At 41.5% G+C, this 24,309-nt stretch carries 18 protein-coding genes; 12 read left to right on the forward strand and 6 right to left on the reverse strand.

Features of this window, described 5'->3' with window-relative positions; genetic code table 11:
* Positions 1–80: 80 nt before the first annotated feature.
* Positions 81–668, forward strand: coding sequence for a glutathione S-transferase family protein (locus KO534_RS10945; RefSeq protein WP_215929697.1), 588 nt, complete (start codon positions 81–83; stop codon positions 666–668).
* A 10-nt stretch (positions 669–678) separates the two neighbouring features.
* The gene (locus tag KO534_RS10950) at positions 679–1,011 is read left to right on the forward strand and encodes a DUF1244 domain-containing protein (protein WP_215929698.1); all 333 of its coding nucleotides are present in this window, start codon (positions 679–681) and stop codon (positions 1,009–1,011) included.
* Between the two features lie 80 nt (positions 1,012–1,091).
* On the opposite strand, the gene KO534_RS10955 is transcribed toward KO534_RS10950, so the two are convergent.
* Positions 1,092–1,730: an NAD(P)H-dependent oxidoreductase gene (locus KO534_RS10955; RefSeq protein ID WP_215929699.1), complete on the reverse strand. Its 639-nt coding sequence runs from the start codon at positions 1,728–1,730 to the stop codon at positions 1,092–1,094.
* Between the two features lie 273 nt (positions 1,731–2,003).
* Here KO534_RS10955 and KO534_RS10960 point away from each other — a divergent pair, with 273 nt between their 5' ends.
* The 8 genes from KO534_RS10960 (at position 2,004) to KO534_RS10995 (ending at position 11,050) form a co-directional block, all read left to right on the forward strand.
* Positions 2,004–2,708, forward strand: a complete 705-nt coding sequence (locus KO534_RS10960) for an ABC transporter ATP-binding protein (RefSeq protein WP_215929700.1) — start codon at positions 2,004–2,006, stop codon at positions 2,706–2,708.
* Between the two features lie 7 nt (positions 2,709–2,715).
* Positions 2,716–3,717, forward strand: coding sequence for an HlyD family secretion protein (locus KO534_RS10965; protein ID WP_215929701.1), 1,002 nt, complete (start codon positions 2,716–2,718; stop codon positions 3,715–3,717).
* A complete protein-coding gene (locus tag KO534_RS10970) occupies positions 3,714–4,709 on the forward strand; it encodes an HlyD family secretion protein (RefSeq protein WP_215929702.1) in 996 nt (331 codons plus the stop codon). Before KO534_RS10965 ends, KO534_RS10970 begins: the two co-directional genes overlap by 4 nt.
* Entirely contained in the window at positions 4,706–5,926 is a 1,221-nt protein-coding gene (locus KO534_RS10975; RefSeq protein ID WP_215929703.1) for an efflux RND transporter periplasmic adaptor subunit, read from the forward strand. Before KO534_RS10970 ends, KO534_RS10975 begins: the two co-directional genes overlap by 4 nt.
* Positions 5,919–7,160 carry an ABC transporter permease gene (locus tag KO534_RS10980; RefSeq protein WP_215929704.1) on the forward strand — a complete coding sequence of 414 codons (1,242 nt, stop codon included), beginning with the start codon at positions 5,919–5,921 and terminating at the stop codon, positions 7,158–7,160. Before KO534_RS10975 ends, KO534_RS10980 begins: the two co-directional genes overlap by 8 nt.
* Positions 7,161–7,399: 239 nt before the next feature.
* Positions 7,400–7,867 carry a (2Fe-2S)-binding protein gene (locus KO534_RS10985; RefSeq protein WP_215929705.1) on the forward strand — a complete coding sequence of 156 codons (468 nt, stop codon included), beginning with the start codon at positions 7,400–7,402 and terminating at the stop codon, positions 7,865–7,867.
* Between the two features lies 1 nt (position 7,868).
* On the forward strand, positions 7,869–10,085 hold the full coding sequence (locus KO534_RS10990; RefSeq protein ID WP_215929706.1) for a xanthine dehydrogenase family protein molybdopterin-binding subunit: 2,217 nt from the start codon (positions 7,869–7,871) through the stop codon (positions 10,083–10,085).
* Between the two features lie 248 nt (positions 10,086–10,333).
* Positions 10,334–11,050, forward strand: a complete 717-nt coding sequence (locus KO534_RS10995) for a GntR family transcriptional regulator (protein ID WP_339724745.1) — start codon at positions 10,334–10,336, stop codon at positions 11,048–11,050.
* 17 nt (positions 11,051–11,067) lie between these two features.
* Here KO534_RS10995 and KO534_RS11000 read toward each other — a convergent pair whose 3' ends face one another.
* From KO534_RS11000 to KO534_RS11020, 5 genes are all read right to left on the reverse strand, one after another.
* A complete protein-coding gene (locus KO534_RS11000) occupies positions 11,068–12,033 on the reverse strand; it encodes a Gfo/Idh/MocA family protein (RefSeq protein ID WP_252732085.1) in 966 nt (321 codons plus the stop codon).
* A gap of 75 nt (positions 12,034–12,108) precedes the next feature.
* Positions 12,109–12,651: a hypothetical protein gene (locus tag KO534_RS11005; RefSeq protein ID WP_215929708.1), complete on the reverse strand. Its 543-nt coding sequence runs from the start codon at positions 12,649–12,651 to the stop codon at positions 12,109–12,111.
* A gap of 91 nt (positions 12,652–12,742) precedes the next feature.
* Complete coding sequence (locus tag KO534_RS11010; protein ID WP_215929709.1) at positions 12,743–16,552, reverse strand: CBM35 domain-containing protein; 3,810 nt, start codon at positions 16,550–16,552, stop codon at positions 12,743–12,745.
* Between the two features lie 217 nt (positions 16,553–16,769).
* Positions 16,770–17,861 carry a mandelate racemase/muconate lactonizing enzyme family protein gene (locus tag KO534_RS11015; RefSeq protein ID WP_215929710.1) on the reverse strand — a complete coding sequence of 364 codons (1,092 nt, stop codon included), beginning with the start codon at positions 17,859–17,861 and terminating at the stop codon, positions 16,770–16,772.
* Between the two features lie 43 nt (positions 17,862–17,904).
* Positions 17,905–18,591, reverse strand: coding sequence for a GntR family transcriptional regulator (locus tag KO534_RS11020; protein ID WP_215929711.1), 687 nt, complete (start codon positions 18,589–18,591; stop codon positions 17,905–17,907).
* A gap of 344 nt (positions 18,592–18,935) precedes the next feature.
* On the opposite strand from KO534_RS11020, the gene KO534_RS11025 reads away from it, so the two are divergent.
* Positions 18,936–21,689 carry a TonB-dependent receptor gene (locus KO534_RS11025; protein WP_215929712.1) on the forward strand — a complete coding sequence of 918 codons (2,754 nt, stop codon included), beginning with the start codon at positions 18,936–18,938 and terminating at the stop codon, positions 21,687–21,689.
* A gap of 169 nt (positions 21,690–21,858) precedes the next feature.
* Positions 21,859–24,309 carry a sodium:solute symporter family transporter gene (locus KO534_RS11030; protein WP_252732086.1) on the forward strand — a complete coding sequence of 817 codons (2,451 nt, stop codon included), beginning with the start codon at positions 21,859–21,861 and terminating at the stop codon, positions 24,307–24,309.

Genomic DNA, 24,309 nt, shown 5'->3' on the forward strand with positions numbered 1-24,309 from the left:
AGGTTGCCTTAAACTGCAGTTCACCCTAATGTTTAAGGCAACTTTATTTGTCTAATTGTTCGATTATTTAAGGGGTTATTATGCTGAAATTGTATGGTTCTACTACTTCTCCTTATGTACGCCGTCTGCGTATTTGGTTAGCCAACACCGATCATGAGTTTATCAATTTGCTGATTTTTTCTGAGGATGACAGGCAGATTCTTGCGGCTAAAAATCCAACCATGAAAATTCCAATGTTAGAGGATGAAATCAACGGCAAAGAACAAGTTATATACGATTCGAGAGTGATATATCGTTATTTAACCGACAAGTTCGATGACCCAGTATTAAATTGGCAGCAAGAAAATCAACTGACGCTAATCGACTCCGCCAATGATTCTCTGGTGCAAATGTTTATTTTGTCTAACTCTGACATTCAAGCGGATGAAGATAAGCTGTTTTTTAAGCTGCAAAAGCAGCGAGTCAATGGCGTGCTTGTTCAGCTAAACGAAATGGTGGCGAAACAACAATTCGCTAGCTGGAATTATCCCGCTATATGCCTGTATTGTTTAATTGATTGGATCGAATTTAGAAATTTACATAATATGCAAGGTTTAACTGACTTGTTGGCGTTTCATGACGACAATGCACAACGAATTGAAGTCACCGCTACTGATCCTCGTAAATAAAAGGCCACTTATGAATCAACAACAAAAAATTGCCGCTGAAGCGGCTACTTTTAGACATTTACTTAAACACTTAGATGCCAACAAAGATGTACAAAACATTGATTTGATGGTGTTAGCCGATTTTTGTCGAAACTGTTTAGCTAAGTGGTATATGGCCGCAGCCAAGGAAGAAGGGGCTGAAATGGATTATGACCAAGCCAGAGAAAGGGTTTACGGCATGCCTTTTAGCGAATGGAAAGAAAAGTATCAATTACCGGCCACTCCCGAGCAATTGGCTGGTTACGAAGCGCGCCAAGAAGCGAAAAAAGCCGCAGTTGAGCCATCAACTTCAGGTTGCCAATAAGCCTTATTAAACTTTAGGTGTTATTAAAACAATATAGCCATATTCCATCGCGACAGCGGCAGAATATGGCTTATCTACACTTATTGCACTTGAGAGATAAAACTGTCGGTTGATCGGCGTACTTTTTCTAAATCAACCAACCAGTCACCTTCATCTGCACGGTAACCTAACGGCAACAGTACCACTGATTTCAATCCACGTTCCTTAAGGCCAAGTATTTCATCAACTTTCTCAGGATTAAATCCCTCCATAGGGGTGCTGTCTACTTTCATTTCAGCTGCAGCAATTAGAGCCGAACCTAAACCAATATATGCTTGTCGTGCGGCATGTTGAAAATTGGTTTCTGGATCACGTTTAGGGTAAGTGTTCAGCAACATTTGGCGATAGTTTTCCCAGCCTTCGTTTTTAAAACCACGTTTTTCGTTAACCAGATCAAACATAGTGTTGATACGTTCCGCGGTATAATTGTCCCAAGCTGCAAACACTAATAAATGTGAACCATCAGTAATTTGTTTTTGATCCCACGCATGGGGCACAATTTGCTCCCGTATTTCAGGATTAGTCACAACCAATACGTCATAAGGTTGCAAGCCACTAGAGCTGGCACTTAAACGAATCGCTTCGAGTATGAAATCAACTTTTTCAGAGCTTACCGGTTTTGTTGGATTCATTTTTTTTGTGGCGTAACGCCATTGTAGATTTTGCAATAATTCAGACATTGATACTTCTCATTTAGTAGGGACAATTCGACAATAGCCTGACTTGACACTAATAGTTTAGTGTCAGTCGCTAGCACACAGTGATATAGGCAGACTGACGGTTTATCAATGGTTCGCTAAAAATGAAGCAATGCAGTCAATAAAACGGTTTCTAACCTCGACATATTTTGAAACAGTTAAGCTTGGTGTAACAAGGCAGTTTAATGTTCGCTGCATTGATAGTTGATTGGCATCTGTATAAGGTAAGCCTAACGCCATTTTAGTTAGATTATCATGCTCGAACTCCGTCATATTGCCAAATCTTTTGCCAATGGATCTGAAATTGTCCACGCGCTTACAGATATCTCTTTAACTATACAAAAAAACGAATTTGTAGCCTTTATGGGAAGTTCTGGTTCCGGTAAATCTACCTTGATGAATATTTTGGGGTGTTTAGACACACCCAACAGTGGTCAGTATTTTTTGGACAATAAAGATGTAGCGACTATGGACGATGACACCCTATCGGCTATTCGCAATCAACATATTGGGTTTATCTTTCAAACCTTTCATTTATTACCTAAATTAGATGCCATAGGTAATGTGAAGTTACCCTTACGTTTTAGCGATGTTTCCGAGGAGGAAGCCAATGAGCGCGCCCATGAACTTTTGGATAAAGTGGGCTTAGGACATCGCAAGACTCACAGGCCATTCGAAATGTCTGGTGGGCAAAGGCAACGTGTTGCTATCGCCCGTGCGCTAATTAATCGTCCCACAGTGGTTTTGGCAGATGAACCGACGGGTAACTTAGACAGCAAAACGTCAGTAGAAATCATGGCTCTATTGACCGACTTACATCAGCAGGGCCAAACCATAGTGATGGTAACCCACGAAGATGATATTGCGTCCTACGCCCAAAGAGTCATCACCATGCGCGACGGCAATGTTTTGCGTGATACCGGTCAGGGCCAGCAAGTGCCTATAGCAACCAAAGGTTAATTGTTTTATGTCATTAAAATATCTACTTATTTTGTGTAGCTTGGTGATTGCGAATTACGCAAAAGCTAACGAGCCAGTCACTTTGCTGACAGGTATTATTTCATCATCCAAATATCACTTGGTGACTGCACCTAAGACCAACCGTTGGCAAGTACAAATCCAATGGATGGCAGAAGAAGGCACCATAGTCAAAGAAGGTGACTTGGTTGTAGTGTTTGATTCAGGTGGAATTGAATCGCAACTAGAAGTGAATGAGGAAAAACTCGAAACCGATGTCTTAGAATTGTTGAAACTCGAAATGGACAAAGGCCAAGCGGTATTGGAAGCAGATGGCGCATTAAAATTAGCAAACATAATGGTTGAAAAGACCCGCATCGAAGCCTCAGTACCAGACGGCGAGGTGAGCGCTTATGAAAAAGGCAAAAATGTCATTGAATATGAAAAAGCCATCACCGCAAAAATAAAAGCCCAAGAAAACTACAAACTGAAGTTAGAAGAACAACAAATCGAGTTAAACAAAAAAAATATCGAAATCCTTAAGCTAAAAGAACAAATCGCCTATCAACGCAGTCAACTGGAAAAATTAAGTGTTAGGGCCAAGGTGACAGGCCCTGTCACCCATGCGATGCACCAATGGATGGCACAAAAAGTGGCCGCTGGTATGAACATACAAGCTAGTTGGGAAGTGTTAACCGTGCAAGCGGCTTCAACTTATCAGGTTTCTGCGTGGTTACACGAAATTGATGCGGCGCGAATCGATTTACAAAAAAGTAGCTTTGAATTGACCTTAGACGCCTACCCAAATCAATCCTATCAAGGAAAGGTCATTTCGGTATCGAGTCAGGCAGAGCAAAAAAGTCAGTGGAGTGATAGCGCTTACTATCGCGTAGAGCTAGGTTTTGACGAACAACCTAAGCAAGCAATCTTTCCGGGAATGAGTGTGCGTGTGAAGCTAAAACAGCAAAACTTGGCACACAATGGCCAATCCGATACGGAGCGTGGAATATGAAAGCTTTAGTTAATGTTTTGCAAATTACGTTTGCGCTAAGTTGTGTATTGTTGGTGGCCTGTGATGAAGAACAAAAAACGCTAGAAGAAAAAACAGAGGCACCCAAGGTGACCGCTTCTGCTGAACTTATCTCACTTAAAAACGCCACTATTGGACCACCCAATGTATCACGGATGTGGCAATTCAAAATTCAACAAATGGCGCCTGAAAACAAGCTCGTTAAAAAAGGCGAAGTAATAATAGTTTTTGATGGGCAGCGATTAAAAAATGATTTGATTGGTAGGCAAAGTCAACTCGATGCAGAGATTAAAAAGGCAGAAAGTGACAAGCTAAAAGATGAAGCTACCACACAAGACTTAATGCTAAAGCTAGCCGAAGCTGAAATGGAATACCAAAAGGCTAAACGTAAAGCAGAAATTGTGGATGCATCCAGTTCTAATATTGAACGCCTTAAACAGCAAGCTGATTTTCGTTATCAAACAGAAGGGTTAGCCCAAGCCAAACAAAAGTTGGCGCATCATAAAAAGGCGATGTTGATTAACGAAAAAGTATCTCAAGGTAAAATAAGGATCATGCAAAGTAGGGTCAATAGGATCCAGCAAGAAATTGTCAAACTGAGTGTAAAAGCGCCTAAAGATGGTTTAGTGATGTACCAAGAAAATGGCAGTGGTGAAAAAGTGGCAGTAGGAGAAACGGTTTATATGGGGCGCAGTTTAATGCAATTACCCTCACTCGACGCAGTAGCACTAAAAGCTGAGTTTTCGGAGCCAGATAAATCTAAACTTAAAGAAGGTCAGGGAGTACGAGTGATTTTTGAAGCCTATCCAGAAATGTCCTATATGGGTAAAATTTCCAAATTAGGACAAGCCTTCTATCCCAAATCAACCAACAATCCTAAAGTGATATTTGATGCACAAATTGAACTCGGTGAAAGCAAGCCAGATGTGATGCGTCCTGGCATGAAAGCAAAAGTAGAGGTGGTTGATTCATGAAATACAGGCTTTTACTGAGTATTTGCGGGATCTTGCTGGCGTCTTGTAGTGAGTCACCACAATCTAATGTGCCTTTATATCAAGTTGAGCAAAAGGAATTTGCGGTAGTTATTCCAGCTGTAGGTGAACTAGAGGCAGCCCAAGCCGAAAGAATCAACACGCCAGGACGCAGCCCAATGACAATTGATTGGCTCGCAGAAGAAAATAGTTGGGTGAAAAAAGGTCAAGTGGTAGCGCGTTTTGATGCTGAACAATTGCTGCTTGATAGCCGTGAAGAAGAATTGGAGATGATGCTGTTAGATATGGATATGCGTCAACAATATGCCCAAGAAAACCAACAGCAAAACGAGTTGGATTCTGACAAAATTTTAGTGGGTAAGGAATTCAACTTTGTCGACACCTTTGCCATAGACGACTTAAGACTGTATTCCAAAATTGAGATTATCGATACCTTGTCAAACCGAGATTACCTTGGCGCCAAAGAAGAATTTATCGAATGGAAAGAAAGCAGCATAGGCGACAGAAATCAAAGTGCACTAGACGTGTTAGATATACGCAAAGGAGGCCATCAAGCCAAATTCCAGCAACATCAAACCGCACTTTCGCAATTAGAGGTGTTAGCACCTTATGATGGAATGTTGGTATACGAAAAAAACTGGAGAGGTGACAAGGCCAGTATTGGGCAAACTGTTTTCCCAGGCAGCACTATTGCCAAGATCCCTAACTTAGAAAAGATGCAAGCTAAGATAAATGTGTTAGATAAAAACGCCATTAATCTAGAGATAGGCCAGAAAGTAGATGTAACCCTAGACGCTTATCCTGAAGAAAAACTAACAGGTGAAGTGTTATCTGTCTCAGGGTTTTCACGCACCATAAAGCGCGGCAATCCTACAAAGTATTTTGAATTGGTCGTTTCGATAGACCAACAATCTGATTTACTACAACCTGGCGCTAAGGTTTCTGCATTGGTCAGTGTTAGCGATGCACAGTCTAAAATTGTTATTCCTTTGCAGGCGATATTTAACGAACAAAGTGAAAATTACGTGTATCTAAAAGACCGCAATAGCTTTATTAAGCGACCGGTGAAAACCGCGGAGAAAAATCTATATTTTGTAGAAATTGCAGAAGGTTTGGCAGCGGGAGACACCATTGCTTTGAGTGTTCCGGATGATGCCTTAGGTGCGCCAAGTGGTGCAACAGGGAGTAGTGATGAATAATAGTTTTATGCCTTTAGTGTTAGATGCGCTAGGCGAGATGGCAGCGCATAAACTCCGTACTTTGTTAACCTTGTTAGGCATGATTTTTGGTGTCGGCGCGGTCATTGCCATGTTGAACATTGGTGAAGGAGCCGAGCGTCAAGCATTAAAAATGATTGATTCTATGGGACTTCGAAATTTGATTATTGAGGCGAAACAATTTGCTGATGATGAATTAAATGAAATACGTCAAGAGTCCTTAGGATTAACCTTGGCTGATGTTGAATCCGCTAAACAAACCCTGCCTTTTGTAGAAGATTATAGTGCCGAAAGACACATCAAAACCCAATCGGTTTACAGTGATTTAGGTAGCGCAGATTTAAAAGTGGTAGGGGTCAGTGACAGTCATTTCAGATTGTCTAACATGCAAGTGCAATCTGGACGACTACTGACAGAGCAAGATGATAAAAATGTGGCTCAAGTAGCAGTTATAGGAGCTAACGCCGCAAAACAGTTATTTCATAATGAACAAGCTGTTGGTCAATACTTAAAAGTGAATCACTTATGGTTGCAAGTAGTGGGGGTGTTGAATAATCCTTTTTTCGATAAGGAAGAATTTCAAGGAGTGAAAATAGGCGGTGATAGTGCGCGCATATTTGTGCCCCTTAACACCAGCATCAAAAAACTCAGTAGTCCGGCATTAGCCAGTGAGTTGGATTTGGTAAAACTAAAAATTTCAGAGAGCACTGATCCTGTAGTGGCTGCAAAAGCGGTATCTCATTTGTTTAAGCTACGCCATGGTGAGGCAGATGATTATCAATTGGTTATCCCTGCGGCTTTATTAGCGCAACAAAAACAAACCCAACAAATATTCAATATTGTGATGGCTTGTGTAGCTGGTATTTCTTTATTGGTTGGCGGAATTGGAATCATGAATATTATGTTAGCTAACGTACTCGAGCGTACCAAAGAAATTGGCTTACTACGCGCGGTAGGAGCGACGCAGAAAAATATCAAAATGCAGTTTATCGCTGAAAGTTTCACTATTTCTGTGTTAGGTGGATTGTTAGGCATTGCCTTTGGTCTGATTTTATCCGAAGTCATAGGTTTTTATTCTGGTTGGGCAGTGAGTTGGTCAGTAGTGGCAATAGTGTTGTCGCTCACCATTTGTATGGCAGTGGGTATTGGTTTTGGGGTGTATCCAGCGATTAAAGCATCGCAGCTCAACCCAATCGACGCGTTACATAGCGATTGAGCTAGGTGGTTTAAAAATGTTCAGTCCGAGTATGAAATAAGCCGCGATTTTGACTGCTCATAGGTGTACAAGAATTAATGAAACAGTTGAAGAAAACTAAACCAAACAAATAGCGCCACCTAAATATTCAACACCAGCGATCCAAAAATAAACTTATGTATGGCTAGCGGTGTAAACAACATAATCGGGCAGATTCAGTTAATCGATTCAGCCTACAAACCCCTTAAGTGGAGAGAGTGATGAGTCAGAGTATTAAGATTAACGACAAAAGTTATCCTATCGATGTAGACGGCGAAATGCCTTTGCTGTGGTTTTTGCGAGATAGACTTGAGCTAACCGGCACCAAATTCGGTTGCGGCATGGGGTTATGCGGTGCCTGCACTGTGCATATCGATGGCCAAGCAACACGTTCATGTGTGATGCCGGTTTCAGCCGCAGCAGGTAAAACCATTACGACTATAGAAGGTTTATCAGAAAATGCTGACCATCCGCTGCAAAAAGCTTGGATTGCTAACAAAGTACCACAATGTGGATATTGTCAGGCAGGGCAGATTATGAACGCTGCTAGCTTTTTAGCAACCAACAAAAAACCCAGTAGTGAAGATATAGATAATGCAATGCAAGGCAACATTTGCCGCTGTGGTACTTACCAACGTATTAAACAGGCAGTAGTTGATGCCGCTGACGAAATGTACAAGGAGGCCTAGCATGAGTCTTACAAACCCACTACCTTCTTCAAATAAAAACACGGTTTCTAATCAAAGTCGTCGCCAATTTCTTAAAAACTCAGGCATAGCTACAGGTGGTTTAGTCTTGGGTATAAGTTTACCGCAAAAGACTATTGCTGGTATTAAAATGGGCGAAGACAGTACGTTTAACCCTAACGCGTTTGTTCATATAGCCGACAATGGCGACACCTTACTTTACTGTGGTCGCTGTGAAATGGGCCAAGGTATTAGTACTGCCTTGCCAGCAGCAGTAGCTGACGAACTCGATGCTGATTGGACTCGAGTTAGTATTAAACAAGGTGAAGGTAACGAAGAAAAATACGGTCCTCAAGCCACTGGTGGCTCGGCGAGTATTCGTACTATGTACATACCTATGCGCGAAGCAGGGGCCGCAGCCAAAGTAATGTTAGTGGCAGCCGCAGCCAAAGTTTGGGGAGTATCTAGTGAGCAGTGTGTTGCTGATAACCATTTTGTTATTAATAAAAACAACCAACAAAAATTAGGCTATGGCGAGTTGGCTAGTCTTGCTGCCGATCAACCTGTACCAGACAGTGTGACCTTAAAAGAGAAAAAAGATTACAAATACATAGGGAAAGATTTAGCTAGACACAACCAAGGCGACATAGTGGTGGGGCGATTAACCTATGGCGTTGACACCAAGATGCCGGGGTTAAAATATGCGGCTATTACTCACTGCCCGGTTATGGGCGGTAAACTCAAAAGTGTCGATAAAACCCAGGCCATGAAAGTAAAAGGCGTCATTGATGTCGTCGAAATTCCAAGGTTTGAAGTGCCATTTGGCTCACTTGGTGGCGTAGCGGTAGTGGCAGACAATACATGGACAGCGCAACAAGCCCTAAAAAAACTAAAAATAGAATGGGATTTAGGTGAGCACCAAAGTTACGACACTAAGGCGTATAAAGCGCATTTAGTGAAAAACGTAGAAAACCCTGCGCAATTAGCTGCCGAACGTGGCGATATTAACAAAGCCTTTGCCGAAGCCGAACACGTGGTCAAGGCTACGTATACGGGAGGGCATTTATCTCACTCTCCTATGGAGCCGAATGCGTCGGTAGTCTGGGTACAAAAAGACAGTTGTGAAGTATGGGCTGCGACACAAAGCCCTGGTGATATTCAAAAAGTCCTAGCGCAATATTTGAAACGTGAACCCAAAGACATCATGGTCAATGTGACTATGGCCGGTGGCGCGTTTGGACGTAAATTTAAGTGTGACTACGTTCATGAAGCCGCTGTATTGTCTCAGGCGGTCAATGCGCCAGTGCAACTGACATGGTCTCGTGAAGAAGATATGCGCACCGGCTATTATCACTCAATTAGCGCTCAGCACATTGAAGCTTCATTAGATAAAGAAGGTAATGTGACAGGCTGGTTGCACCGCGCTGCTTTTCCGGCTATTGCCTCACTGTTTAACCCATCACTTGATAGAGCCCCTGCCAACAATTTAGGTGATGTGGATAATCATCCTTTTGGTATTGCCAACTATCGCAGTGAAACAGGCGAAGCCAAAGCGCATACTCGAATTGGTTGGTATCGAGCAGTGTACGCCATATTTTATGGCTTTGCCTTTGGTAGCGCCGCTGACGAACTCGCCCATGCCAGTAAAACGGATACTGTTAGCTTGTTGAATAACATTTACGACAACAACAAAAATCCCGAGCAAGCAGAACAGGTGGCTCGCTCAAAAGCCGCACTAGCAATGGCAGCCAAAAAATGTAATTGGGACAATCGCGGCGCATTACCTAGCAATCAGGGTTTAGGGATAGCCGTGCACTTTAGTTTTAATTCCTACGTGGCCATGGCAGTGCGAGTTGAAGTTAACGGTGACGACATAAAAGTATTAGAAGTCGACGCGATAGTCGACTGCGGCCAAGTCCTCAATACAGACAGCGCTACCGCGCAAATGGAAGGGGCCGTAGTCATGGGCATGTCGCTGTCGTTACGCACCGAAGTCGTCTTTAGAGACGGCGCTGTGGTGAACTCCAATTTCCATAATTACCCTGTGTTACGTATTAACGAAATGCCACAGGTGAATGTGTATTTTATGGAAAATGACTACAAACCCACGGGTTTAGGTGAGCCGGGTCTAGGGCCATTTGCACCAGCCTTAGCTAATGCCGTTTTCGCGGCTTCCGGAAAACGTTATCGAGACCTACCCTTTAAACCTATGCCTATGTAGATGGTAAACTGTTTCGTAAAGCCGTTCGCTTTTCTAACAAAGCTCGCGGCTTTTTTTGTGCGTAAGTGTAGCGTTTAAAAAAACTTAGCTAGGTTAGTGTTTCCGATTATTAGTCTGTTAATATTGCATAATACATGGTGTTCCTAGACCCATAGTTTTTGGTCGAAATGTTTAGGTTTTGGTATTTTTAGGAAAAATACCAAAAAGTGCGACAGCCCTTTGATCTATATTCAGGAGAATTAACAAAAGTGGCAATAAAACAAAAAGAAAACGCTCAAGTATCGTTAGGCAAGGATGGGATAAAACCTACAGAAAACCGTGCAATATCCTTAAATAAGGCAGCATACGACAAAATTCTGCAATGGGTGTTTGATGGTAAATTAGCGCCCGGTGCGTTTATGTCACAGAGTGAACTATCCAAGTTAATGGATATTCCCATGCAGCCATTACGAGATGCATTACGTGTGCTTGAAAGCGAAAATATGCTCATTATTCACCCAAGATCAGGCATACAATTTAGAAAACCTGATTTGGAGTTTATACGTGCTACTTATCAATTCCGCTCAATCATTGAAAGTGCAGCGGCACGACACTTTGCACAATACGGTCAAGAAAGTGTGATTACAGATTTGATTAATGAACACCATCAATTAATCGAAAAATTAGCGAAAGAGGGAATTACTAAAGGTTTGTTAGAAGAAATTGAAGCCATAGAGTTGAAGTTTCACGGCACCATGATTTCAAGTTTAAAGAATGAGTTTGTTGAGGTGACTGCCACCCGCTTGAAATATTATATAAAACTTATTCAGCTAGAACATCATTTTACCCCTAATTTAGTTAAAAGTTCTTTGTTAGAGCATATTAAAATATTACAAGCATGTTTAAATCGCGACCAAGAAGCCGCATCACAAGGATTACTTTTACACTTTAAAGAAGCGCTGCATCGTCATATGCGATTGTTTTAACGCACCAATTAAGTCACTTAAAAAAGTGACTTAATTGTTTCTATCTGTTGTTGCAGTAGCAAACTAACAGAGTGGGGCATGATGGTATGCTCCTTTTGGTTATCGATAATCGCTGCACTGACTTGTTGTGCTTCGTGATGCAATCCCCAGCCAATTGAGTTGTCATTAAAGGCTTCAATTTTTTCATCAAGTTGGTATAAAGCACATGATTTCGCCCGCCAGAAATTTGGGATTTTGATATAGCCTTTATCACCTATTATTAACGCCGCATTTTGCAGTCGGCATTGAAAAGAGGTCGCCAATGAAAGTGTGATGTCATTGCAAGTTGCCAGTATGACTAAGTCATCTTCCACATTGTGAGGTGCAAAGTGAGTTTTAATGAGCACATCTTTAAGCTCACCAGGATTAAAATATTGCGCAATCGCAAGGGGATAAATTCCCATATCAAATAAGCAGCCACCCGCCAAATTAGGGTTATACATTCTCCCGTTGGGCTCGTAAGGCACTGAGTAACCAAAATCGGCCTTAATATGTTTTATGCTGCCAATACGGCCTTGTTCGATCCATTGCTTGGCTTGTGAAACCGCAGGAAGAAAATAGGTCCACATCGCTTCCATTAAGAATAAACTTTTCTGTTTCGCTAAGGCTGCAAGGGTTGTAAATTCGTCACTGCTTATGGTGATAGGTTTTTCACATAACACATGTTTATTTGCCATCAGGGCAGCATAGACATGTTGAAAATGAAAGTTATGGGGAGTGGCCACGTAAATGACATCTACTGAAGGGTCATCAAATAATGTTTGATAACCTTGATAGGCTTTCTCAATATTATGTTTTTGTGCAAAGGCCACAGCATCTTCTCGCTTTCTGGCGGCAACAGCCGTGACTTTCGCATTTTTGACATGTGGCATATCGGTACAAAATTTATCTGCAATTGCGCCTGTACTGACAATTCCCCACTTTACTATTCTAGATTGATTCAATGTCTGTTCCATCTTAGATTATCAAAAAAATGAGCCATCATCTGAGTATCAATGGCTCATTTTAGTTGTTTATTATTACTTTTGTTTGGCGAGCAGTTTTTTTTGTATAGGTAATAGTAAAAAACCAAATAAAACGAGTAAGCCTGTGGCAGGAGCCGGTACTGATACCGTTGGGGCATCAAGATCTGCTCCATTTGCATCAGCCAAATAGCTATCTGTTAATGCAAATTCAGGGCTGTAATTCTGCTGCGCTGTAAAGCTTACTTGGCCAAGGAAAAAGCTGCTTCCAGGCAAGTAAGTACTGTCCAACCAAAGCACAAAAACTTCGATAATATTATTATCGAAAAATGAAACATCCGCTGCCGGAAGAAATGCGCTATTGATCACCTCAGTACTAAAATCAAAGGAATCAAAAATAAGCGCGCTGCTATCAAAGTTCAAATTAAAGCCGAGTTCAGCAGTATCTAAACTGACGTTTTCAAATGCTATATCCAGCAGTACAGTATCACCGATATTGTAGTTAAGCTGATCCGTACTTAATGTAATGGTTGTTGCCTGACTTTGTAGGCTGGCTAGGGTTAAAACTATAATTGAGATGAATAGGGTTAATTTTTTCATGGTTGTTCCTAATTGTTGAATAAGTGATGACTCAGTCTCTTTGTTGCTATTAAAAACAAGGTTGGCCTCAAAGTGCCAACCTTGCTTACTGTTATTCAGTCGCGCAAGCTGCTCGCGTACACAGCGACATAAAACCTCTAACATCTCTGCTAGATAACTGACCGTCATGAGTAAAGTCGTAACTTAAATCGCTGAGTGTTTGGGCGCGGATGTGTTGATAAAATAAATTAACATCATCCATATCTACGTCTTGATCAGCATCAAAGTCGCCAAAGACAGGCAGAGCTGAATCAAACTCAAGTTGGATATAATCTAGGTTAATCCAACCTGTATCATCTTCGTCTAGTTGAAATTTGATGGTATTAGTGCCGGCTTGTAAGGGAATTAAATCAGAGTTATCACTCCAGTTATCCCATTCAACTGTAGTGCTAAAGCTGCTTTGAACTGTGTCTTCATCGTTGACATACACGCTCAGGGTACGGTTGCCAGAAGGCCCAAAAGTGCCCATGGTGTAGCGGCTATTCAGGACATAAAAACCTGCAGTATCAAGATCAACCGTAAACTCGATTTTGTCACCAATGGTAATGATATTACCTACAAAGCCACTGCCATTATAGCCAGGGTGTTCGCTGCTGATACCGATTCTATTGCCGCTTATCGAGGCATCTTCGGCTTCGTATAGATTAGGTAAATCTATAGGGGTGTCATCGTCATCATTATCATTAGTCAGGCCTAAATCGATAAGCAAGTAATCAAAATTAACCCAGCCTGTGTCGTCAGCATCAAGGCGGTAAAGGATAGTGTTTTCACCCGATTGTAGGCTTACGGTTTCAGTTTGATTGCTCCAACTATCCCATGTCCCTGTTGATGCAAAGCTACTTTGCAGAAGGTCAGTATCGTTCACCACTACACTCATGGTGCGTTCACCGGCAGGCCCATCTGCTCCCACGGCATAACGCATATCAAGGGTATATTCTCCGGCAATAGCCACATTTACTGTGAATGCAACTGAGTCACCTATGTCGTCAATCTCAGACACAAATCCAAAGCCACTGAATCCTTCATAACTATTATCAGATGTTGTGCCTGTTAGCGTTGCTTCTTCAGCTTCATATATTTTTGTGAGACTAAATTGATCTAGGTTGATCACGCCGGTGTCATCTGCATCAAGTTGCAATTTAATATCATTAGCACCAGGAAGTAAGGTAATAACGCTGCTACTTTCGCCCCATACATTCCATTCCCCAGTAGAGGTAAACATATGTTGTACTTGGTCGCTGCCGTTTACATACACACTCATAGTGCGAACGCCTTCAGGTCCATATAGTCCCATTGCGTAGCGAGGCGTTAGAATGTACTGGCCCGGGTCGATAACGTTCACACTGAACTGCACTGAGTCTCCAATGTTGAAAATATCGCCAACAAAGCCAGTACCTTCAAATCCAGCATGCTCAGTACTCACCTTAGCTGCCCCAAGCAAAATGCCATTTTCTGCTTGTTGGGTTAAGCTTTGATTAATGAGAGAAATATAATCGATGTTAATGCCTGAATCGTCACTGTCTTTTTGTAGCGTTAACGTTGCGCCTTCGGGAATATTAACCGACACCGCTTCAGTATTGCTGTAGGTGCGAGACCATCCGCCTGTTGCAGTAAAATTTAAATCTGCAGCATGTTCACCATCAACATAAATACTATAACTACCGGTGTTTTTCGAGGCATAAGTGACAAACAATGATGTTGCAGCGGCCATATTGGTAAATGTTACGCCCGAACCTGCAGTATGTATGTTTTCTATCCCAGCTCCGCCAGATGCGTTACTGTCAGTAAAGACTGAACCACTGCCAAATAAGCTGCCACTTTCAGCTTCTAAAAGGGTGTAACCTGATGAATCAATGAGGCCGGGTACATCTGGCGCATCAGGTATGCCGATTAATAGGTGAAGGTAATCGTCTTCTAAACCACTGTTAGCAATAATATCTAATGCTTCTTGAGGCCAGTCAGCATCAGGCACTACTGTTAAATTAGTGATGGTCGAGTTGGGAGCACCAATTTGATAGGCCCCAGAGGTTGAGTAGATGTTGTCGTAATGATTATCACGTTTATCACGCCATTTGTTTAATTCAAAATTATCTTGTCCAGGGACAATTTCAAAAACCAAGTCATTGCCCGTGTAGTAAGCGGTGCCTTCATCGGGATGATAAACCCCTTGAAAAAACGTTGTGGGGGCTTTTACGTAGTTACCATTTGCTTCTGAGTTTGGTTGGCTACCTAATGTATAAAAGGCTCCACCATCATGGAGATAGGTCATAACATCGTATACGTGATTGTTATTAAACTTGTTGTTGCGGGCAACCGTTGTTGGGTTGTCTGGTAGTGTTTCTACGGCGAAATTATTCCATCCCCAACCAAGACTGACACCTGAATATTTTGTTTTTTGAATTTGGTTATGTTCAATGGTTAAACCATCGGTAAAAAAAGCGGTTATAGCCGCATGTCCGTAGTAAATTTGTGTCACATCATAGATAAGGTTGTTTTTAACTAAAATATTTTGTACTACGCCTTCAACACCTATAGGGTATTTTTCGTAGGTGCCACCGTCACCAATATAAACGTGTTGTGGGTGGGAAATGTTGATACCTGAGCCACCCATTCCGGTAATGGCATTACCCACAATTTGTGAATCAATAACGTCATTGGTGAAGTTAATTCCTTCATTACCTGCATTTTTAATTGCACCATCTTCAATACTGATGGACTGTGCATTGTTAACGTTTATTGCACCATTTAGTACATCGTAGCCGGTGTATTTATCGTTGTGCCAGTTACCATCACTGTAAGATAATTTCCATGTTGCCGCTTGTACTGTTGATTTACCCGCTGAGCCTGCCACTTCCGGTAACTTAGCTTGGGTATTAGCAAAAGTAATACCGCTGAAAGTAATGTTTTTTATGCGATTGTCCGTAGAGTCACCCGCTAAGTTTAATATTGCATCGGTTTGTGGCGCATAAACTTGGGCAGAATTCATATCAAGGCCATCATTGTAGTAATACAGAGTGTTACTACTGCGATCCAAATAGAACTCGTTAGCTTCATCAAGAAATTCATAGGCATTAAACAAGGTATGGGTACCACTATTGCTGAACGCGCCCCAATTTTGGTTTTGTGCTATGGCTGCATAGGGTTGTGAGAACTTTAATACCCGCTCAGAACCTTCAATGACACTTTCACGAACAGTAACAAAGTTGGTATTCCAAGTGGTTTTGTTCATAATTTCTACATCTGACGCATTGGTCAGTGTAGGTATGTCACTGAGGTTATATCTGCCACCATCTGCCTCTGTGCCATTTACTCTCGCCCAGTCAGCTTGGCCAGCGGTAATTGTATAAGTTCCCCAGTCACCATTAGGCCTAGCATCGGTACTTGCCATATAGGCACGTTCACCATTGACGATTAAAGTACGTAATTTTTCATCACTGTTGAAAGTCGCTTTGTAAATATTGCCATCATGTTGGGTCCAGCCAGTGACCAGAGTTGCCCCGTTTAGCACAGGGGTTTCATCATTATATGCTTGGTAAACTACACGGTGACCATTAGTGCCTGAGTCGACAGACGTAAGGGTAATAGTATCCGTTATTGGGTAATTCCCGCCGCGAATGTTGACAAAAATATCGCCGGTCATGTCGCTATTTATGCTGCGTACTGCGTCTCGGGCTTTTTCAAGGGTTTTAAAAGGTGCAGACAATGTACCTGGGTTGAGAGTGTCGTCTCCTGTTGGAGAAACATAAAAATTCTGTTGTGTTGCACTAAAAACAGAGCTTGTAATGAGGCAAAGTCCTAGAACTGAGCCTTGAATTCCTCCTGTTTTTCTTACGGCATTTTTAGATTTGACGTTTTTTAACATAACCTTGCCTCTTGTTGTTTGTTGTTTGATATTTCAATGGTAGTAATTAAGATATCATATGTAAAGGAAAAGTTATTTTAATGCTGGTTAAATGTTATGTGGATGTGGGGAGAGGTGAAAATGGAACAACAAATGTAACGCGGCTGGCAATAGAGCCAGCCTTTAGTAGATAAAAAAACGCAATGAAATTAACTTAAGATAAGTGTTTTAGTGAGCACTATGCACAAGAAGGGGTGAGCTCTTTTATGGCTAACTCAGATAATGTCAATCCATGACCAGAGACGTCTGGTAGTAGGATATATCCGTCTTTCACAGTAAAGGGTGTCTCGATGATATCATCCCAATTGAGCATAGAATGTTCAGTGTAGATCACCTCAGGTAAAGCCGATGCGATATGGGCGCCCATTTCCATTGGGGTATTGCCTAAAGCAATGGGAATACCTTTTTCAGCACATAACCAACCAATTTTTAAGGCGGCAGAAAAATCACCATGAATGTTGATAATGTCTGCTGCGTGGTTATCTACTAGGGCTTTTTTGCCACTTAGTGGTAAATATTCCCCTGCATTTAGGTAGGTGTCTTTGAGTCCTGCTTTGACTTCCTGCAGACCAGCAATATCATGCCTTAAAATAGGATCTTCGACCCAGAAAATGTCTAACCCTACTTTTTCATAGGCGCGGATTTTGGCTATCGCTTCTTTGGGTGACCATGCTTCATTGGCATCTATCATCAGTAATTTGTCTTTACCAATAATGTCCGACACTAGCTGTAATCTTTTAATATCCCATGCTAAATCGGGATGGCCAATTTTAACTTTGTAACCAGAGAAATTGTGCTTAATGGCTTTTTCGTAAAAGCTCGTGACTTGTTGATCTGATAGATGAAAACACACGCCGCTACCATAAGCTTTGACTTGACTGCTATTACCGCCAAGTAGTTTATAAAGTGGTAAGTCGGCTCGTTTAGCGGTTAAGTCCCACAAAGCTTGGTCTATAGCTTGATCTAAGTGATAAGGAAGCTGCTGAATATTTCCTCCTCTTGGCCTAGATATCTTATGGATCAAGGCTTCTGGTGGCTGCCCAAGTATCCCGTCTAAACAGCTAGATTCTAATAGTGTTCTGATAACTTTAGCTTCTGGCAAAGGCGCCGTGAGAGATTGAAAAAAGCCTAATCCAGATTGTCCATTAGCATCAAATAGCTCTAATGCGCCAATCCAAACCTTACTTGAAGCGATTTGAGAATCACCAATGACCCTGTCTCGCGGGTAATCAAAGCAATGTATGCGGATATTATTTATATTAGAAGTCATAGTATTCCTGTTTTGTAATGTGACTTGTATAGCAGCGCAATGTCTAAAAACCCCATAGGCCCATTGCTCTTTTGATTGACTTAGCTAAGTGATCATCTAAACACTCAAGTGCTTTTAGTTGGTCTCTTGCCGCTATAGCGTCAATTAATTCAATATGCTCTTTAATGGAGCTTGAAATCATTTCTTGGGAGGCTAAATCAAGGCGATCTAAGCGAGTCAGCCTTATTAAGTCTTCGTTCGCCAAGTAAGATTTAGTAATAATTTGGTTATCTAAAGATAAAATAAATTGTTTGTGTAATTCAGAGTCCAACTGGGCTAACTCTGATTGCCCGTTTGTCTGGCTAGATGGGGTTGAAATAGCCCGTTGCAGTTCAATATGCCGAGTTTTGAAACTTTGAATTTCTTCATCGGAAACAGAGCGTATATAGGATTTTAATCCTTCTCTTTCGAGAATGACTCTTAGCTGATAGGTGTTTCTGGTGAGTGCAAAGTCGGTATCTATAATTTGTATACCACTTCTAGGGAAAACAATAATGAGTCCTTCTGACTCCAATTTGTTTATTGCAACCTTAATTGGACTGATAGCCATGTTAAGAATTTTCGCAAGTACACCTTGTGTATAAGTCTTTCCTCTTACTATGTTGCCACTTAGTATGCCTTCCTTAAGCTTATTATAGGCATCTTCACTTAGCTGTAACTTATTGTCAGATATATTAACTGTTGCACTCATTATTTTGCCTTCGACTCTCACTGATATTATTTTTAATAATATAAGCTATTGATTATTATGGGTAATCAATGGTTTTTTGATTTTTATTACTATCGAGTATGCAGTGATATTTCACATATTTGTTAGTCATGTGATAAATTACCCACTACGTTTTGTTTAATTGAACGTTTTCATTTAATGCTATGAGATATCAAAAGTCAATATTAATCAGAGATTAACAGGTTGTTAAAAATATTAACGAATATTGTTGATATTTCAAAAAGCCCATGTAATATTTAACCCCTAGGTTGAGGTTGGTGATTGATATCGGTATCTCAACGTATAAACAATAATGGGAACTAAACATGAAATTTAACAAATCAATACTAGCAACAGCGATAACATCTGGGCTGCTTTTTGCTCAATTCAATGCAAGTGCACAAGAAACTCAAAGCGACAATGAAACGGAAGTGATTGAAGTGAGAGGGGGGATTAGAGGCAGCATTATAAATTCGCAAAATTTGAAACGCAGCTCTCAAGGTGTGGTTGATGCAATTACCAGCGAAGACCTAGGTAAATTTACCGATGACAATATAGGCGCAGCAATAGCACGCATACCCGGTGTGCAGATCCAGCGCAATGATAACGGTATAGGCGGCGATCGCGCTTCAATTAGAGGTATGGGGCCCTTATTTGTCAGTACCACTGTAAATGGCCGTACTCCTCTATCCCACGGTGACGAAGGTATTGGCAATATTCGCCAGTTTAACCTTGATGTTATTCCTACAGAAATTATTAGTGGCGTAGTCGTACGTAAAATGCCAACAGCCTCAACAATTGAAGGCGGGATTGGTGGTTCGGTTGAGCTACAAACTATGGAGCCATTAAAAGCCCATAGCTTATATAAGAACAATGAAAACTTTGGTGGTGTAGTAACAGTCTCTGCTATTAATGACAGCCTAACTGAAGATTGGTCACCTAAATTTTCTGGGGTATTTGGCGCCCGCAATGACGATAATACCCTAGCAGGTTATGTTGCGATTGTGACATCAGATGCTGATTATTCGGTAGATGAGGCTTATACCCGAGCGCAAGAGCGAGACATTCAAATAGATACCAACGGTGATGGTATTGCCGATAGAGTAGAACAAAATGTCATTTCCCATAGCCGGATTACCATGAACGCTATTCGCGGCAGTAAAGAGCGCGAGTCAGTCTCCTATGGCCTTGAATGGCAAGCAAAAGACGATTTAAAGTTTGGTGTTAATGGCTATACCTCTACTTATGATGTTTATTCACAGCGCCCCACTGTAGATTTATTCTTTGATTACAATGGTGTATTTGATGAGAGTGCCATATCAATCGAAAATAATTTCGTGCAATCAATTGATGGTTCTGGTGTGACTAACCCAGGTGGCGACTTTAAAGTAGAAAACTTTGATTTGTTGTTCGACAACTTATCTGAAAACAATGTAATTGGTTTTAACGCTGAGTACGGTGCTTATAGCGACTTTAGCTTAAAGGCAGATATTTCTTACTCAAGTGTTAAATTTGTGCAAGATTTACGTTTAGGCATTATGGGCGCTTATGGACTGGATCCAAGTGACTTCCGTTTTGATGGTAGCGGTGATCTGCCATCATTTACCTATGGTAGTGAAGTAAACGATCCTAATTCATATGTCAGTGTGGGCTTTTTTGGTCGCGACCGTCGAGGCAGCAACGAGCAGTTAGCCATAAAGTTAGATGCTGAATGGGTGCTTGAAGATGGTATGAAGATCAAAGCAGGTGTTCGCCAGGCAGATACTGAAATTGACGTGCGTGAAACCGGGCGTTTTACCTTGATATGGGACGATGCTGATTTAGCAGCGGCATCTTTCACTGGTAACTTAACCGAGCCTTTGTTTCCCGGTTCAGGTATTGGATTTAATCAATTTCTAGAGCCTGATTACGATGCGCAAGCAGCCGTGTTCCCTGACATTTTTAACGAAAGAGCATCATCCTCAGCCGTAAATGGTGCATTGCTAAATGCAGACGACAGCACGGGGTTACCTTTAGACAAAGCCAATTCATTCGTAGTGGAAGAAAAGACAACGGCCTTTTACGTCCAAGCAGATATGGAAGGTGAGATAGATGATAAGCTCTTTTCCGCCAATATGGGGGTGCGCTTAGTAGCGACTGATCGTACCGTTTATGGTTTTCAAACCACTCGTATCGTGAATTCCTTAAACGCCATTGTTGATGAGTTGGGTTACATAGGTGCGCAAGCAGACAGTACTGATTTCCAGTTTTTGCCTAGTGCAAACTTTATGCTTGAGTTAACAGAAAATACTCAGTGGCGTGTCGGTTTTGCAAAAACCATGTCGCAACCTGAATATACTGATTTAAAAGTAAACGGTTCAGTTAACTTACAAGATACAAGCTATGTTGGTTATGACTCCACTATCAATTCAACCGCTGAAATTGGTAACGCTGACTTAAATCCCTACACAGCATGGTCATTTGACACAACACTTGAATACTATACAGAAGAGGGCAGCGCTTTATTTGCCAGTCTTTTCTATAAAGACGTATCTGACTTTGTGCTCACTGAAGCGCGCAGCGATGTGGCAATAGATGGCTACGACCAATTGTTCGATACCACTCAGCCAATTAACGTGGCAAAAGGTCAAGTGTATGGGCTTGAACTTGGCGGCAATATTGTCGTTGGTGATTTTGGTCTTCAAGCGAACTACACCTTCGTTGACTCAGAATTTGAAAACCCTGATAACAATCCTTTGTTAGAACATGGTTTCCCTGGCGCATCTAAACATAACTTCAATGCTATTGCTTATTACGAAACTGAGGTGTTTTCAGCGCGTTTAGCATACATTTACCGAGATGATTATTTCCAAGCATTAGGTGGCGGTTTTGACCGTGCTAACCAGCCAGCATTTGGAGAAGGTTCAGGGCAACTTGATATGAACTTCTCATATACGGTTATGGAGAATGTTGATCTGAGTTTAAATATCATCAATTTAACCGAAGAAGATGCTCGTAACTACATTAACGAAAGTAGCAACTTCCGTGACTATGTCACTAGACCTAGAACTGCAGTCGTGAGTGTTCGTGCTGCTTTCTAAGTTTTAACCAGTGTAGCTCGATAGGAAAATGACGCTAATTTTTTAGCGTCATTTCGTGTTTTTTAATATACAAATCAATATGGTTGAAAATGCAGTGCTCCATTCAATAGACTTTTACGTAATCGGGATCTATGTATTCCTCCTTTTAGCAATCGGTTTATTTGTCTCTATGAGACAAGCAAAGAATGCAAGCTTATTCGTTGGCGACAAAAGTGTCGGTTTTGCGAGTATTGGTATGTCGATATGGGGAACCAATATCGGTCCTTCTTTTCTGATTGCTAGTTTTGGGGCCGCCTATAGTTCAGGTATGTTAATCGCCAACTTCGAATGGTTTGCTTGGATATTTTTATTGATTTTAGGGATGGTTTTTACGCCTTTTTACCTCAAATCAAATGTGACCACTATACCGCAAATCATCAAACGTAGATTTGGCGACGGCATGTATCGCTTATTGTCTATTTACTCACTAATCACAATAGTAATCATATGGTTAGGTAGCGGCTTATACGTCGGTGGATTGTTGTTTTCTCAGTTTACAGGATGGGAGTTGTGGCAATCGGTATTATTACTGCTGATTATTGCAACCAGCTTCACTATTGTAGGAGGCTTAGCGGCAGTCATAGCAACGGATGCATTTCAAACTGTGTTAATGATCGTTGGTATGGCAGCGTTAACACTAATTGGCCTGTATGAAGTGGGGGGCATTGATGGCTTGATGGCTAAGGCGCCCGCAGAATATTGGCGTCTAATTGATTTTGACTCAGAAAGTGTACCTTGGATGTCCTTTGTATTGGGCTATCCGATAATGGGGGTGTGGTTTTGGTGTACAGACCAAACCATAGTGCAAAGAGTGTTTGCCTCAAAAGATGTGCCTACTGCGCAAAAAGGCATTTTACTGGCTGCTGTATTGAAAATACTTCCGCCTTTTATTTTTATCCTGCCCGGCATTATTTTCTATGTATTACAACCTGGTATTGAAAATACCGATGGTGCCTTTATCGCCATGGTATCTGAGTACATGCCGATTGGGTTTAGAGGGCTAATGATCGCGGTACTAATGGCAGCGTTAATTAGTACTCTAGATTCAGGACTCAATTCATTCAGTACTATTTTTACCTTAGACATTTATCAACCCATGATTAAAAAGGGTAAAGAGCTTTCAGGTAAAGAAGTCAGGTTAATTGGACGAATTGTCACATTAGCGGCCAGTGCTTTAGCCTTTGTTTGGGCCTTAGCAATGGAAGGAATGGCGACAAATTTATTTGAAATATTCCAAACACTTATTGCTTTTCTTGCTCCACCGTTAACTACGTTATTTTTAGTTGGATTACTTTGGAAACGCGTAACAACTGCAGGCGCCACTTATGGTTTTGTGCTTGGTTGTATTACCTGTATGACAGTGGGTATTTGTAGCATAAATGGACAGACTTTTGGCTTATTTGAACAGTGGCCACATTTTTTAAACCTAACATTTATATTATTTATTGTGACTTCTGCGATAACGATTGGTATTTCGTTAGTCACGAAACACTCTGCCGATGAAGAGTTTTTACCTAAGTTTAAAGACGTAGCCAATACCGACTCGAGCCAAAATAAGTCAATTTGGAGAGGCTGGTTGATATTAGCCATTGTTATGGTTGGGCTGTATGCTGGCTTTGAGTATTTGGCTAGAAATGCCGGCAACACCTCAGACATACCCTCAAGCTTATCAACAGAATTATCGTCAAGCCCTTCGACAGGCTCATCGACAAAAAAAACAGCAAGTCATAGTGAACCTCTAACCACAAACACTGATGGCCTAGGGCTGCCTGAGGTGAACGTGTATCGAGGAGAAACGCCAACCTTTGATGGATTCATTGATCAAAATGAATATCAAGATGCCACTATGTTAACAGGCATTGAAAATTGGAATCCGCAGTTCTCTGCCGTATCCGACCCAAAAGACTTATCTGGCACAGTGTGGATCAAACATGATGGCGAATACCTATATTTTGCTTTCGATATTGTGGATAACCTAATGTATGGCGTGGATACCCCCCGTTGGTTGCCCCAAGAAAACCCAAATGCCCATGAGTTAACCAGAGAAGGCTTTCCTTGGTTTGGGGATGGCGTGGAAGTATTGATTAACGCTAAAAATAGCTTTAGCCAAGAAGATGGCGAGTTAAATAAAGGCAATGGTCATAGTTGGCAAATGGTTGTGAGTACTCATAAATCGCGATTAGGTGGTGTAGGTGTGGCCGGTCTGTTGGAAGGTGAAGAACGTTCAATGTTATCTGCTTGGAACAATTACCAAAAGTGGATACTCAACAAAGACATGGAAGCGAAAGTACGGATTAAACCTGATTCTAAAGGCTATACAGTGGAGTGGCGCATTCGCCCTGATCCTTGTTTAGAGATCTCCCCAGGAGAGTTTTGGTCAGCCGATATGCCAGTCACTAAAATGGGCTTAAATTTAGCCGTTGCTGATTTAGATAATGAAAACGAGGGGGCCGGTAACTGGGGCAATTTTTGGCACGAGAACTGGTGGTCTGGTGAAAGAGACAAACGCACTTGGTTAAAACAATGGGGCACTATGGTGTTGCATGGCAAAACTCAACCCATTTCCACGCAAGATATTTAG

This window comes from Paraglaciecola arctica (assembly GCF_018861065.1).
In the GTDB taxonomy this organism is placed as follows: domain Bacteria; phylum Pseudomonadota; class Gammaproteobacteria; order Enterobacterales; family Alteromonadaceae; genus Paraglaciecola; species Paraglaciecola arctica_B.